This is a genomic window from Thermococcus celericrescens (assembly GCF_001484195.1).
In the GTDB taxonomy this organism is placed as follows: Archaea; Methanobacteriota_B; Thermococci; order Thermococcales; family Thermococcaceae; genus Thermococcus; species Thermococcus celericrescens.
The window spans coordinates 48,731-60,104 of record NZ_LLYW01000001.1 but is presented as its reverse complement, the minus strand read 5'-3'; the positions used below and the strand labels follow the sequence as shown (position 1 = coordinate 60,104).

The 11,374-nt window shown below is 51.7% G+C and carries 16 protein-coding genes and 1 tRNA gene; 7 read left to right on the top strand and 10 right to left on the bottom strand.

Annotation, left to right across the window (positions count from 1 at the left end; genetic code table 11):
• Positions 1-1,089 (bottom strand): DUF2139 domain-containing protein (locus tag APY94_RS00295; RefSeq protein ID WP_058937747.1); only part of this gene is annotated, 1,089 nt, incomplete at its 3' end.
• Between the two features lie 89 nt (positions 1,090-1,178).
• Between APY94_RS00295 and APY94_RS00290 the strand changes: the two genes are divergently transcribed.
• Entirely contained in the window at positions 1,179-1,526 is a 348-nt protein-coding gene (locus APY94_RS00290; RefSeq protein ID WP_058937746.1) for a CidA/LrgA family protein, read from the top strand.
• The gene (locus APY94_RS00285; protein ID WP_058937745.1) at positions 1,523-2,197 is read left to right on the top strand and encodes a CidB/LrgB family autolysis modulator; all 675 of its coding nucleotides are present in this window, start codon (positions 1,523-1,525) and stop codon (positions 2,195-2,197) included. The genes APY94_RS00290 and APY94_RS00285 overlap by 4 nt, the downstream gene beginning before the upstream one ends.
• On the opposite strand, the gene APY94_RS00280 is transcribed toward APY94_RS00285, so the two are convergent.
• Positions 2,159-2,602 carry a Tfx family DNA-binding protein gene (locus APY94_RS00280; RefSeq protein WP_058937744.1) on the bottom strand — a complete coding sequence of 148 codons (444 nt, stop codon included), beginning with the start codon at positions 2,600-2,602 and terminating at the stop codon, positions 2,159-2,161. The genes APY94_RS00285 and APY94_RS00280 overlap by 39 nt on opposite strands.
• A gap of 163 nt (positions 2,603-2,765) precedes the next feature.
• Positions 2,766-2,843: transfer RNA gene (locus APY94_RS00275), tRNA-Tyr, on the bottom strand.
• A gap of 70 nt (positions 2,844-2,913) precedes the next feature.
• Here APY94_RS00275 and APY94_RS00270 point away from each other — a divergent pair.
• Together APY94_RS00270 and APY94_RS00265 are read left to right on the top strand one after the other, a co-directional pair.
• The gene (locus APY94_RS00270; RefSeq protein WP_058937743.1) at positions 2,914-3,495 is read left to right on the top strand and encodes a hypothetical protein; all 582 of its coding nucleotides are present in this window, start codon (positions 2,914-2,916) and stop codon (positions 3,493-3,495) included.
• Complete coding sequence (locus tag APY94_RS00265; protein ID WP_058937742.1) at positions 3,492-4,052, top strand: aldolase; 561 nt, start codon at positions 3,492-3,494, stop codon at positions 4,050-4,052. Before APY94_RS00270 ends, APY94_RS00265 begins: the two co-directional genes overlap by 4 nt.
• Before the next feature lie 59 nt (positions 4,053-4,111).
• Here the strand turns inward: APY94_RS00265 and APY94_RS00260 are convergent, their stop codons facing one another.
• Both APY94_RS00260 and cobO read right to left on the bottom strand, forming a co-directional pair.
• Positions 4,112-4,363 carry a UPF0147 family protein gene (locus APY94_RS00260; RefSeq protein WP_014013138.1) on the bottom strand — a complete coding sequence of 84 codons (252 nt, stop codon included), beginning with the start codon at positions 4,361-4,363 and terminating at the stop codon, positions 4,112-4,114.
• Between the two features lie 118 nt (positions 4,364-4,481).
• Positions 4,482-5,009: a cob(I)yrinic acid a,c-diamide adenosyltransferase gene (gene cobO / locus APY94_RS00255; protein WP_058937741.1), complete on the bottom strand. Its 528-nt coding sequence runs from the start codon at positions 5,007-5,009 to the stop codon at positions 4,482-4,484.
• 273 nt (positions 5,010-5,282) lie between these two features.
• On the opposite strand from cobO, the gene APY94_RS00250 reads away from it, so the two are divergent.
• Together APY94_RS00250 and APY94_RS00245 are read left to right on the top strand one after the other, a co-directional pair.
• Positions 5,283-5,612, top strand: coding sequence for a HEPN domain-containing protein (locus APY94_RS00250; RefSeq protein WP_058937740.1), 330 nt, complete (start codon positions 5,283-5,285; stop codon positions 5,610-5,612).
• Positions 5,581-6,225 (top strand): nucleotidyltransferase domain-containing protein, encoded by a 645-nt coding sequence (locus tag APY94_RS00245; protein WP_058937739.1) that lies wholly within the window; start codon positions 5,581-5,583, stop codon positions 6,223-6,225. The genes APY94_RS00250 and APY94_RS00245 overlap by 32 nt, the downstream gene beginning before the upstream one ends.
• A 305-nt stretch (positions 6,226-6,530) precedes the next feature.
• Here the strand turns inward: APY94_RS00245 and APY94_RS00240 are convergent, their stop codons facing one another.
• From APY94_RS00240 to APY94_RS00220, 5 genes are all read right to left on the bottom strand, one after another.
• Complete coding sequence (locus tag APY94_RS00240) at positions 6,531-7,550, bottom strand: type I restriction endonuclease (protein ID WP_058937738.1); 1,020 nt, start codon at positions 7,548-7,550, stop codon at positions 6,531-6,533.
• A gap of 33 nt (positions 7,551-7,583) precedes the next feature.
• A complete protein-coding gene (locus APY94_RS00235) occupies positions 7,584-8,915 on the bottom strand; it encodes a hypothetical protein (protein WP_058937737.1) in 1,332 nt (443 codons plus the stop codon).
• The gene (locus tag APY94_RS00230) at positions 8,902-9,483 is read right to left on the bottom strand and encodes a hypothetical protein (protein WP_058937736.1); all 582 of its coding nucleotides are present in this window, start codon (positions 9,481-9,483) and stop codon (positions 8,902-8,904) included. Before APY94_RS00230 ends, APY94_RS00235 begins: the two co-directional genes overlap by 14 nt.
• The gene (locus tag APY94_RS00225) at positions 9,480-10,103 is read right to left on the bottom strand and encodes a hypothetical protein (protein ID WP_058937735.1); all 624 of its coding nucleotides are present in this window, start codon (positions 10,101-10,103) and stop codon (positions 9,480-9,482) included. Before APY94_RS00225 ends, APY94_RS00230 begins: the two co-directional genes overlap by 4 nt.
• 109 nt (positions 10,104-10,212) lie before the next feature.
• Positions 10,213-10,665: a DUF365 domain-containing protein gene (locus tag APY94_RS00220; RefSeq protein ID WP_058937734.1), complete on the bottom strand. Its 453-nt coding sequence runs from the start codon at positions 10,663-10,665 to the stop codon at positions 10,213-10,215.
• A gap of 105 nt (positions 10,666-10,770) precedes the next feature.
• Between APY94_RS00220 and APY94_RS00215 the strand changes: the two genes are divergently transcribed.
• Positions 10,771-11,331: a hypothetical protein gene (locus tag APY94_RS00215; RefSeq protein ID WP_058937733.1), complete on the top strand. Its 561-nt coding sequence runs from the start codon at positions 10,771-10,773 to the stop codon at positions 11,329-11,331.
• Positions 11,332-11,374 lie beyond the last annotated feature (43 nt).

Genomic DNA, 11,374 nt, shown 5'->3' with positions numbered 1-11,374 from the left:
CGTCGCGCCCGTGTTGGGGGCGGTGTTGGTGGCAACGAGGAGCCTTCCGCCGACTTTCTCGATGCTCGTCACCCTGGCGCCGAATGCCCCGACTATCCTGACCATCGGCGGGGCAACGTAAACGAGGACGCTCGGCCCGACGACGGTGTTGGTGGCGGCCCACTCGATTCCGGCATCCTGGGAACCCGGCCTGTAAACCGCGTCGTGGTGCGCGTTGAATGCCGTCAGAATGCCCCCGCCGACGTTTATCGCGTTCACCCTGAATGGGGCGTAGAAGGTGTAGAAGTCGAAGAGCCTGAAGAACCTGAACTCCTCGCCCATGAGGGGATTCCCTGCCAGAACCCCTCCCCTGACGAAGGCGAAGGCCCTGTTGTACGCCGAGGCCATGGCCCCGAGCTCAGGCCTTATGTACGGCCGCCCGTCAGCGCTTCCACCGGGCTTGAACGTCTCCCATCTCCCCTCCACTAGGTCGAGGGCCCTGAATTCCCTCAGACCGCCGGTGAAGTTGTTCCCAACGCCGAAAAAGGCGGCATCGTGAACCGTGGTTCCCTTGGGGGCCGGCTCGTGAATAAGCGCCTCGGCCTTTCCGGTTCTCCTGTCGAGGGCGTAGACGCCGAGGTTGGCGTGGCCGTCCTCCCTCGCGAGGAGAAGCCTGTCGCCGTAGGGGTCGTAGAGTATATCGCTCACCTCTCCCGCCCAGTCGGTCTCGTGGTGGATGGAATCCTTCCAGAGCAACCTTATGGAGTCGTTCTCGGTGTCGTAAACGTGAACGTGGGAGTACTTGTTGTGGAAGAGTATCCTCCTGTCCTCCCTGTAAACTGCAGGTGCGTGAACCCAGCCGCCGAAGTATATGAACTCGTCAACGGTCTCGACCGCGTTGTAGGTGTCGCCACCGCTGGTCGGGGCGTCTCCGAGGAGGGTGAAGTCGTAGGTCTTTTCCTCCCCGCTCTTCACGTCTATGAAGTGCGCCTCCGCCTCAAAGGCCAGCGTGAAGTAGAGCATCCCGTTGTGATATTTCAGCCCGAATATTCCCCCGCTGCCCCATTCTGGACCGTAGCGACCCGGAAAACGATAGTTCCTCATGAGCATGGTATCACCAGTGGTGTTACGCGGCAGGGGCTTATTGGTCTTTCGCATCACCCGGGATGCTTTTATATGTGGGTACCCTAGATTGGAGCATGAGGCCCTACCGCGGACTGGCGATAATATTCGGCTTCTACGCTCTGGGTGAGTTCACAACCTATGTCCTCAACCTGACGATTCCGGGGAGCGTGCTCGGCATGCTCTTCCTCCTGGGAGCGCTGCTCACAGGTGCCATCAAACTGGAGTGGGTGGAGGGCGAGGCAGAGCTGTTCGTCAGGAACATGAGCGTCATGTTCATCCCTCCCGGCGTCGGGATAGTCACCTACCTCGGCCTGATAAAGAGCCAAGTGGTGCCGATATCCGTCGCCTTGATACTGAGCTTCCTGGTTACGCTGGTCGTCACCGCGAAGACGGTTGAACTCCTCAGGAGGGAGGAGAAATGAACCCGCTCGGAATAACCCTCACCCTGGTGGTCTTCTACCTGTTCTCGGAGCTTCACGCCAGGAAAAGGGCCTTCTATACCAACCCGGTTCTCCTCTCCATAATCACGATAGCGGTCATCCTTAAGTGGTTCGGAATCCCCTACGGGAGCTACATGGATAGCGCGGTTATACTCAAGTTCCTCCTCGGGCCGGCGGTGGTGAGTTTGGCCGTTCCGGTTTACAAGGGCAGGGAGACCATAAAGGCCTACGCGAGGGAGATAGCGCTCGGAGTAGCCGTCGGCGGAACGGTTGCAATCCTGAGCGCCTTCTACATCGCGCAGCTCCTCGGCGGTAGCGAGGAGGTCCTCCTCAGCATAGCCCCAAAGAGCGTTACCACGGCCATAGCAATCGGCATAAGCGAGAAGATAGGGGGCATTCCAGCTTTAACCGCGGTCCTCGTGATACTCACCGGGATAATGGGGAACGCGGTCGGGCCGGAGCTGCTGAGCGCGACGGGGGTACGGGACAGAATAGCACGCGGTCTGGCGATGGGCGTGGGCTCCCACGGCCTTGGAACGGCGAGGATAATACTGGACGATGAGCTCGCGGGGGCGGTGAGCGGCCTTGCGATGGCCCTGAACGGCGTCTTCACGTCACTCCTGCTTCCCCACCTTATCGAAGTCCTCAAGTAGGCACTCGCTTATCCTGAGCCTGTCCTTGGCGTCAAGGAAGAGCGTGAAGTCACGCTTCGCTATCCTGTCGCTTATCGGGGCGTGCTCCACGAGAAAGGCTATTATCTCCGCTGTGCTGTACGGCACCTTCACCCCCAGCTCGTCGGCCTTCAGGAAGAGCCTCTCCGGAACGTTGAAGATGTCCTCCCCCTTCCTCACCTCGACGCTTATCTTGGAGTTTATCTGCTCCCATATCAGGAGGGTGTTTCTGGCCTTCTCGATCTTGTCAAGTGCGCGCCTCTCAAGGATGCTTATGTTGGCCCGGCTCGTTCCGAGCATCTCGGCTATCTCGCTCTGTTTGAGGCCCCTGGCGCGGAGCCTGAGAATTTTAATCTGCTGCTCGGTTAGAAAGCTCCCCTTCCCCATTTTAAACACCAGAGTTTAACAACACGCCAAAGGTTAAAAGTTTTTCTCGATACCCCTAACTGGATACCCCGAAAAGATACCCTGGAAAACCACCCGCTCAAAATCGAGTGCGGTAGGGAGAACGCCGCAGTTCAGAACTTCCAGAACAGGAGAAGGTTTCTGGTGGTCCCGCGGCCCGGATTTGAACCGGGGACCTGCGGATCTACAGTCCGCCGCCGCTCCCAGGCTAGGCTACCGCGGGACCTCTGCCCGTTCCATAGTGCCCCGGGTAGGTTTATAAATTTTTCTCCTGATTTAGTGGGGGTGGGAGCATGAAGCTGTACGAACCGATCACGCTCGCGATGCCCATTGCGAAGAGGATCGGCGAGCTTATACTTGAGAAGGGCCGCCTTCCAGAGGGGGACGAAATCAGGGAATTCATGAGGGAGTTCGGTCTCGAGGAGAGCTGTCTCGACAGGGGGATGGCGATATACAGGACAAAGTTCCTGGTCGTCCTCGCGTTCCCGCGCCGAGAGAACGTTGTCATCGATGTTATATCATCCAGCGGAGAGCTGAGCGACGCCCTCGAGGTCATAGCGTACAGGGACAGGGAGCTGGGTGCCTTCGTCGTGGAGATACTGCCCGCCAATGACCTCGAGTACGAGGGCAACATCGGGATAGAACCGATAATCATAGACGAAAAGACCCTCGAGCCAGAGAGCAACCCCGTTCTCGGCCACTTCGAGGAGGATTCAGAGGGGCTCTTCCTCGTCATAGACCGCGAGACCTACTCGAGGTGGAGGGAAAACGGCGACCCCCACACCTGCCCGATATGCGGCGGAGAGCTCGCCTGGAAGGGGGAGAAAGCCTACTGCCGGGACTGCGGCTACGGCGTGAGGGTGGTGAAAAAATGAGCAGGACAATCAAAACCCAACTGATGAAGTACTCCAGGCTGGCCCACGAGAGGGGACTCACTGCCGCCTTTGGTGGAAACCTGAGCATCAGGAGGGGAAACCTCGTATTCATCAAGGCCACCGGGGCGGTGATGGACGACATGACGGCAGAACAGGTCGCCGTAATCGACATGAGCGGAAGGCAGGTCTCCGGGGTGAGGCCATCGTCGGAGTACAGGCTTCACCTCGCGGTTTACAGAACGAGGCCCGACGTCAGGGCCATCGCTCATCTGCACCCGCCGTATTCCATCGTCGCCTCGACGCTGGTGGAGGGCGAACTGCCGATAATAACCCCCGAGGCCGAGATATACCTCAAAAGAATCCCGATAGCCCCGTTCAGACCCGCTGGGACGGAAGAGCTGGCGGAGGTCACCTCAGGGGCCCTCCAGAACTCAGACGCAGCAATAATGGCCAAGCACGGCATAGTGACCGTGGGGAAAACCCTCAGGGAGGCGTTCTACAAGGCCGAACTCGTCGAGGAGAGCGCGAAGCTCTGGTACATGGGCAGAAAAGTGTGAGCCTGCCGTTCATTTATTCCGTCAGAAAACGCAGGGAAATGAGCGTAAAAAGAAAACGCTCACTTGACCTGCTCAAGGGCACCGAGGACCTCCCAGATGATCGTCCTCGTGTGCATCGGCATGTTCGGGTCCTCGCTTATCTCCTCGAGGATGGCTATCGCATCCGCCGCCCTGACGGCCGGCTCCTTGCTCTCGTCCAGGAGGGCCTCGATGGCCTGCTCTGCGGCGCGCCTTATGTTCCTGGGAACAACGGTGTCCTGAACGACCTGCTCCTTGAGAACCTGCACGATCTGGCCGATGAGCTCGCTCATTCTATCACCCCCTTTTCTAAAGAATTGTTACTAAAATCTCCTCGGCTTATCTTAAGCTTTCCTAACTAAAAAACTTTTCGGTTAACGTCGAAACTTCTCTAGAAAGAAAAGGGTGAAGTCAGAACTCCACGCCCCTCCTGGCGAGGACGCCCTTCTGGTAGGGATGTTTCACCTCGCGCATCTCGGTCACGTAGTCCGCCAGCTCAAAGAGTTCCTCCGGGCAGTAGCGGCCGGTAAGAACGAGTTCTGTGTTCTCGGCTTTGTTTTCGATGAGCTCCTTCACCTCCTCGACGCCCAGCATCTTGAAGCCGAGGGCGACGCATATCTCGTCGAGGATAACCAAATCCCACTCTCCGCTTGAGACGACTTCTCTGGCCCGCTGGAGGGCTTTTTTGGCGGCCTCGATATCCTCTGGCTCCGGCTTCCCGTGGACGAACTTTGGAAGGCCGAAGGATTCTATCACAGCACCGCATTCCTTTATCTTCTTCTGCTCGCCGTACACATCCGGGGCCTTCATGAACTGGAGGACTATCACCCTCCCACCGGAGCCGAGCATCCTGACCGCGAGGCCGAGGGCGGCCGTCGTCTTTCCCTTCCCGTTGCCGGTGTAGATATGAACCAGGCCGAGTTTTTCTTTCCAGGACATATTCTTCACCGGATGGATATAATCGCCAGGGTTTTTAGGGGTTTGGATGACTTTTAAACTATTAACAAAAGGAGAGAAGAGTTAAACCCCCGCCTTCCTTAGAATTTCCCTGTACTCCCTCTCCGTGACGTCTTCCAGAGTTTTCTCCTGTGATATGTTTTGCCTATCTAGGTTATCATGATAATAAAAAACACGGAAACATCGGAAATTGTTATCATGATAACAAAAAGCTTTATATATATGCTATTGGTTATCATGACAACGGGGAATCGGATGGTTAGCCTTCATGAACTCAAGGCCAACGCCAAAGAATACCTTGAGGATGCGGACCACTTGTTCAACAAAGGCCACTATAACTCGGCTTTAAACCTTTACTTCAAGGCCCTCGTGGCAATTTGCGACTACATCATCCTCAGGGATACCGGAAAACTCCCAAGAAACCACACTGAACGTTTCAGGATTCTGGAGGCCAAGTACCCAGAGATCTATGAGGTTGTGGACTTCCACTTCAACAACTACCGCAGAGCATACCTCATGAGAGCCACAAAGGAATGGGTAGAGGTGCTAAAGAATGACGTCCACGGACTCTACACCAAAATCTGACACTCCTTTCTCATTTCCCTCCTTCTGGCACCTTAGGGATACAGTAAAGGACTTCCTCAAAAGCCACGAGGAAGTCTTCGATGTAGTCCTCTACGGCTCAACAGTTCTGGGAAAGGAGAAACCAAACGACATAGACCTGATGATACTCACCAAAAGAAAACTTCCCCCCCTGAAGCTCCGGGAACTGATCCTCCAGCTGAAGGGGATCCTCTCCACAGCAATCCCTCGGGAAAAACTCGACGTTAGGGCCATGAGCCCGGAGGAGCTCTTCGACCCCAACAACCTCGCGAGCCTTGGAGTATTGGTTGAGGGCTACTCCCTCCGCCACGGTAAAAACCTCGCGGAGCTGATGAACGGGAAAGCCTACACCATCTTCCGCTTTACTTTGGAGGGGCTTCCGAGGAAGGACAGGGTGCGCTTCCAGTACGCGCTGAAGGGAAGGGACATGAGAAGCGGTCTGCTGAAGGAGCTCAACGGTGAGCAGTGGGGAGCGTGGGTGGTGGCAGTGCCCATCCAGTACACGTACCGCTTTAGGGAGTTCCTCGGGCTGTGGGGGGTTAAGTACGAGGCCTTTACAGTCCTTAAAGGGGCGGACCTGTTTTATACGTTTTAGCTTATTAACACCACTCTCTCCAGCCCGTTGAGGGCTGGATGCATCAAAAACGCTAAGATGGCTCCATTAAAACAATTGAAATTAACCAAAACGGCATTCATTGAACTTCTGAGAGAACTCTTTGAGGGCGTGCCTGGCCGCTTTTTTGAAGCACCGCTTGTACCGCCGGTTGATTCCAAGGGTGTGGTTTATCACGATGAGTCCGAAGAGTGCTCGTTCGTTCAAATTACCCAATTGATATTGTAGCCCATTATCTTGCAGACATTGGGAGGGAACGGCTGAAGGAAAAACATCGGCTGGAGTAGTTACCGGATCTTTTGTATCTCAATTGCGATTTTTGTCCCAGTGTGTTTTGCGAGTTTATAAAGGGTTTCGACAGCCTGACGTCCTCCGGGGGCTCCCTCAAGGTACCATTCGCCAATCTTGTCTACATACATGGCCTTTCCAGAGCGAGATGTCCTTGAGATGTACCTTCCCACGTGAGGAAAGTCCCTGATGCCCTGATCATAAAGGAACCTTACTGCCATTGTAGTTATGCTACTCCATGCAATCCTTGCTCCTGGCCAGTTTTCAGCATGAGAAATTGAAATCTCATACCATTTTCCTCTGAAATTCACGAAGAGGCGGGAAGGAACGTATCCTTTTAGATCTTTTCCAATCAGCTGGTCAACATCAATCGCAGAGGACGGTAAATCCACTTCCCAAGCAGTAACGTACAATGTTCTGAACTTTGTGGTTCCTGTGCTTGATTTATTCGTCTCCCCTGTTGGGTGGAGAGGCTCGCTACTTACTGGAGGTTTCTGGAAAGGTATTTTTCTGTATTCTGTCGGGATTTCATTGTATTGGCTGATTTTCTCTTTTGACAGCCACTTTAATCTCTCGGCCGCCTGTGAAGGCTCTTGTGCACTCAAATCAACGGCAAGAATAACACGCTCTTCGAGGCTTTTCTCAGGCTCAAAAGATTTTATCATCACCCACTGGAGGCCATTTGTAAGAATTCCCACGGGGACCCCGCGGTCAAAACAATAACGTGCAAGTTGTCTGAGGGGATCCATGTTGATTTCATCTCCCTTCAAAATCCATGTCAATGCACTCTTCACCTCGAGGAATGCGATTGTCTTGCCATTCAGCTTAAGAGTGTAGTCTGGCCGGCCTTCGCCGGTGTTTTCCTCTGGCATAACTTCATCCGGGTTAAAGACATCCCAGCTGAGGGCCATAAGAATCGGCAGCACCAAATGTTGCTTTGTGGACTCTTCGTTTGGGATTTTATTCTGGATGGTTTTGATGTGATTAATAACATCCTTTACAGTATTCCAACGGAGCATGAGACTTCCCCCCAGATAATAAATTTTGGTTCGTTACGGGGAGTCCATGAAATCAAACAGATTTTTTCTGGGTTTCTCAAGTGTTTTCTTTTTACTTGTTTTGTGTCCCCTTGGCTTGGTGCTTATACTTGCCAGCATTGTTTTGCCTGCTGTGGCAAAGTATTCTCTGCTCTCCAAATAATCTTGAATTGTTCCCTCAGACAGGACTTTACTCTTGAGTCTGTTGAGCTCTCGGAGTGTTATGGCATTGCTTATTGAATGGCTTATCTTCTCAGCTACAGATTTTTGTCTGATATTCATCGAAAGGACCTCTTCCCTGAGTCTGTCCAAGATCGAATCGTGGAGATTTATTTTATCTGGATGCAGGTAATAATATGAATTTGTATCGAAGATGCCGGTATCTCGCTTGAACACTGCTTCTTCATACTCCTCCTTGCTTGGAAAACCTTTTTTGATCCAATATTCCTCAGTGTTGGCATCTGATTCTTTGGGTGGCCATACAATTCCCTTCCATGGGATACCTACAATATCCCCATATACGAAGGTACCGAAGATATCTGATGGCTTGAGTTTAACTTCCTTTGGATGTTCTCTCTGTGTCTTTTTGATGTTTGAGATGTAAATGATGACATTTTTGCTTTCCTCTCCGAAAAGATCATCAATAAGTCTTTTAAGAGATCTCATTCTTCCTGAGCGGCTCTTGGTGAATGTGTGGCCTTTGAAGTCCACCCAAATGTTGGTATATCCCCTTTTGGCATAATGTGAAATGATTTCCTTTGTAGTTTCTGCGGGGTAATCGATGTCAAGAGGAACAAAGATTGGCTTGGTATTCCACTCGTTCAATACTTCAACGGCTCCATCAACGTATCTTACAAAAGATTGAGCATCATAATTTACGGCGGTTGCACTGGTCTCACGGGCAAATCTTACATGTGGAACGAACAGTACGGTTGAGTATTCATGAAGATAATCCAGGAACCTCTCAAAGTACTCCATTCCAAAGACCTTCTGGGGGAACTTGGAAAATGAAATCGGAAGAGCAATATTGTAATTGGCCAGTTTTTCACTCAGCTTAAATGTGTCTCTGATATTGTCATCGTCACTTTCTTTGATTGCTTTGATTATTGAGTCATAACTTTTATTCAAGTAAATCGTCCTGTTAACCTCGAAGAGTGTCGCTTTTCGCTCTTTCAAGTCAAGAATCTTACTGCGAGCACGAGCAGATACGTCAGTACCCAAATAAAGAGTTCTTACTGGAGTTTCAAGATGAATTCCTCCGAGATCAATCTTTTTAATGACAAACCCAGGAACATCCTCCGCTGGAACGCTCTCCTCAACCTCAGTATGCAATTCAATTTTCACCACTTCGCTCCACCTCTTCAAGGAGCTGTTCAACAAGTGTTATTCCGGTTTTGCCCAGATTAAACGGCCGACCTCCCCTTTCAATCGAATCAATGACCCTGGAAAGAACGTGAAGGACTTCATCCTTCGTGAGTCGCTTATCCACCTTGTATGCGTTCACCAAAAACCTGAGGCTGTACCGGAGGAACTTCTTCAGCTCTGAAAAGTTCTGCTCGACCCACTTCCGGGCCTTTCGGTCGTCCATGATAAGAGAGTGGAGACTCCCCTCAACGTACTTGGTATAAGCAATTGCCACACTCTCGTATTCCCCTTTCTCAAAAACCTTATCCCCGATTATACTGAGCAACGCAGCATAATCATACTCGTCTGCGAATTCCACCAACTCACTCAATCCAATTCTTTCAATCTCCGCCCGATTTTTCCGCGAGATCTCATCATAAACCACCCGGCCCATGATGAAGTTATATTTCCTCAGGAGGTTTGCTAAGAACATTCCGTCGTTGATTTCATTCTCAGCTAAAAACGCAATGTAAAACGAGCTGTCCCCCACCACAGACTCCCTTCGACTCATATTATCCACCCTGCACTCTTTGCTCTATGGAGGAGGGCCGCCTTCATGTCTTCAGTTATTATGCCCTTCCTGACGAGGCGATTAACGATGCTCTCGGCATTCTCCAAGACATCGCGAGATAACTCAGATTTGATCGAATACTCCTTGTTGGTCTCGTCAGTGTAAAGCAGGAAAAGGAGTTCATCCCACGAAAGCTTAGTGTAAAGCGGAACTATAAGCTCAACTGCGGAGAGAAGGGCGAGGGCGTCTTTGTCTTCCTGGGCCTTTCTTTTCAACCCTTCAATAAGCTTTCCATAGGCCCTCTTACCCTTATCGGTAATTACGATGTATCCACCTTTGGCCTTCTCGGCCTTTGACTTGTTTCTCGGGGGGCGGTACTCCCAGCAGTCCACAACGTAAAGGGGATTTTTTATTGCATCGTCCAAGTCATCAGAGAACGGCCCTTTCAGATGGGGCACGAACTCCACAAGCCGTCTTACCTCCGGATGGAACTTCCAGAGGAAGAAGAATATCTTCTGCAGGTGGAGAACGCTAATCTCGCCACCAGCCTTCCCCAGGATAAGCAAGATTAGGTATTCAATGGTTTTGAGGTCATTCTCGTCGTGAAACTCCTGGGACATTTCCTCCACCCGCAACAACGACACATTAAGACAATCGCTCAATCTCTGATTTAAATTTTTTGAAAGTTACTGAAGCAATGCATCAGTGTCACAAGACCGTAAGCATGCTTCAGATTCCTGCCCTCTTCAAAATCTCCCCGTACTCGTCCTCCTTGACATACCTTCCCGAGACCGCGATGAACCGCTTCGGCTTGACGACCTTCGGGTACTTGCGAACGTTCTTCAGCCTGACCACCATCCACGGCCTTGGCCTTCTTCCCCTTGAGTGCCACTTCGCCCTGTCGCGCTCGTACTTTCTGAGCTCCTCTGGAGTGAGGAAAAGCTCGTCTTTGTACTTCTTGATAATATCCTCAACATTCGTGAAGTGCTCGACGCTCTCGACCTCAGCCTCACCGTGCCAGCCCTGATCCTCGTGGGAGGCGTAAAAGACCAGCTTCATGCCCGGTTTGAGCCTGAGCGTCGAGGGCTTGACGAAGACAGTCTTTCCCTCATCGAGTATCCTTCCCAAAAGCGGTTTTGGCACGGGGAAGGTTGCACCGATGACATCTTCACTCCTTGTCATCGTTTTCACCGAAGGTACTTCAGCCCTAATCCTTAAGGGATTTACTGCCCAAATGAGTCGTAACGTTAAAAAGACGCGGGAGAAGAGGAATTGGGGTTTGCCACAGTGGGACAGGGAACCCTAATAATTGCCATTGACAAAGAAGTTTCAGCCGTCGCAATAATTAGTGTGCCGTACCAATACCTCGATAAAGTCACGGACGAGTTCTCTGAAATCAAACACATAAAAGAGATGGAGGGCAACAGGGACAAATACCTGAAGGAGTACTTCAAACCCATTCTGGAAAAAGTTCTGGACAAGTATCCCATTGAGATCAGGTATTACCTCAAGGTCGACCATTACTTCTGGGAGGACCTTGAATATCTCTCCAAGTGGGGACTCGAACTCATCGTGGACGACGGCCTGTGGACAGCCGTGAAGGACAGGTTCGGGGGTACTCAAGTATCACTTGTTAAAGAGGGAGAGATAAGAAAGCGCATTCGAGAGCTCAAGAAAAGACTCAGGGAAGCAAAGCGGAGGAAAGACACATTGGAAGAAGATGAAATCATGAGAGAGCTAAAAATCGAAAGAAGGAGACGCATCTTAATAACGATCGCCGACAATTACCTCCACTTGAAAAAGCGTGGTATTGGCCCCATACGCAGACAGAAGAACAGAAAACATTAAAAACACCAGAAACCGCCTGCTCCGCCGTCCCTTCACACCCCAT

What these genes read in the sequence shown, in the direction of transcription:
- APY94_RS00245 (WP_058937739.1), top strand. Translation starts at nt 5,581, where the DNA reads ATGACGTCCACGGACTCTACACCAAAATCTGACACTCCTTTCTCATTT.
- APY94_RS00260 (WP_014013138.1), bottom strand. Translation starts at nt 4,363, where the DNA reads ATGAGCGAGCTCATCGGCCAGATCGTGCAGGTTCTCAAGGAGCAGGTC.
- APY94_RS00270 (WP_058937743.1), top strand. Translation starts at nt 2,914, where the DNA reads ATGAAGCTGTACGAACCGATCACGCTCGCGATGCCCATTGCGAAGAGG.
- APY94_RS00240 (WP_058937738.1), bottom strand. Translation starts at nt 7,550, where the DNA reads ATGCTCCGTTGGAATACTGTAAAGGATGTTATTAATCACATCAAAACC.
- APY94_RS00280 (WP_058937744.1), bottom strand. Translation starts at nt 2,602, where the DNA reads ATGGGGAAGGGGAGCTTTCTAACCGAGCAGCAGATTAAAATTCTCAGG.
- APY94_RS00225 (WP_058937735.1), bottom strand. Translation starts at nt 10,103, where the DNA reads ATGTCCCAGGAGTTTCACGACGAGAATGACCTCAAAACCATTGAATAC.
- APY94_RS00250 (WP_058937740.1), top strand. Translation starts at nt 5,283, where the DNA reads ATGGTTAGCCTTCATGAACTCAAGGCCAACGCCAAAGAATACCTTGAG.
- cobO (WP_058937741.1), bottom strand. Translation starts at nt 5,009, where the DNA reads ATGTCCTGGAAAGAAAAACTCGGCCTGGTTCATATCTACACCGGCAAC.
- APY94_RS00265 (WP_058937742.1), top strand. Translation starts at nt 3,492, where the DNA reads ATGAGCAGGACAATCAAAACCCAACTGATGAAGTACTCCAGGCTGGCC.
- APY94_RS00285 (WP_058937745.1), top strand. Translation starts at nt 1,523, where the DNA reads ATGAACCCGCTCGGAATAACCCTCACCCTGGTGGTCTTCTACCTGTTC.
- APY94_RS00230 (WP_058937736.1), bottom strand. Translation starts at nt 9,483, where the DNA reads ATGAGTCGAAGGGAGTCTGTGGTGGGGGACAGCTCGTTTTACATTGCG.
- APY94_RS00290 (WP_058937746.1), top strand. Translation starts at nt 1,179, where the DNA reads ATGAGGCCCTACCGCGGACTGGCGATAATATTCGGCTTCTACGCTCTG.
- APY94_RS00220 (WP_058937734.1), bottom strand. Translation starts at nt 10,665, where the DNA reads ATGACAAGGAGTGAAGATGTCATCGGTGCAACCTTCCCCGTGCCAAAA.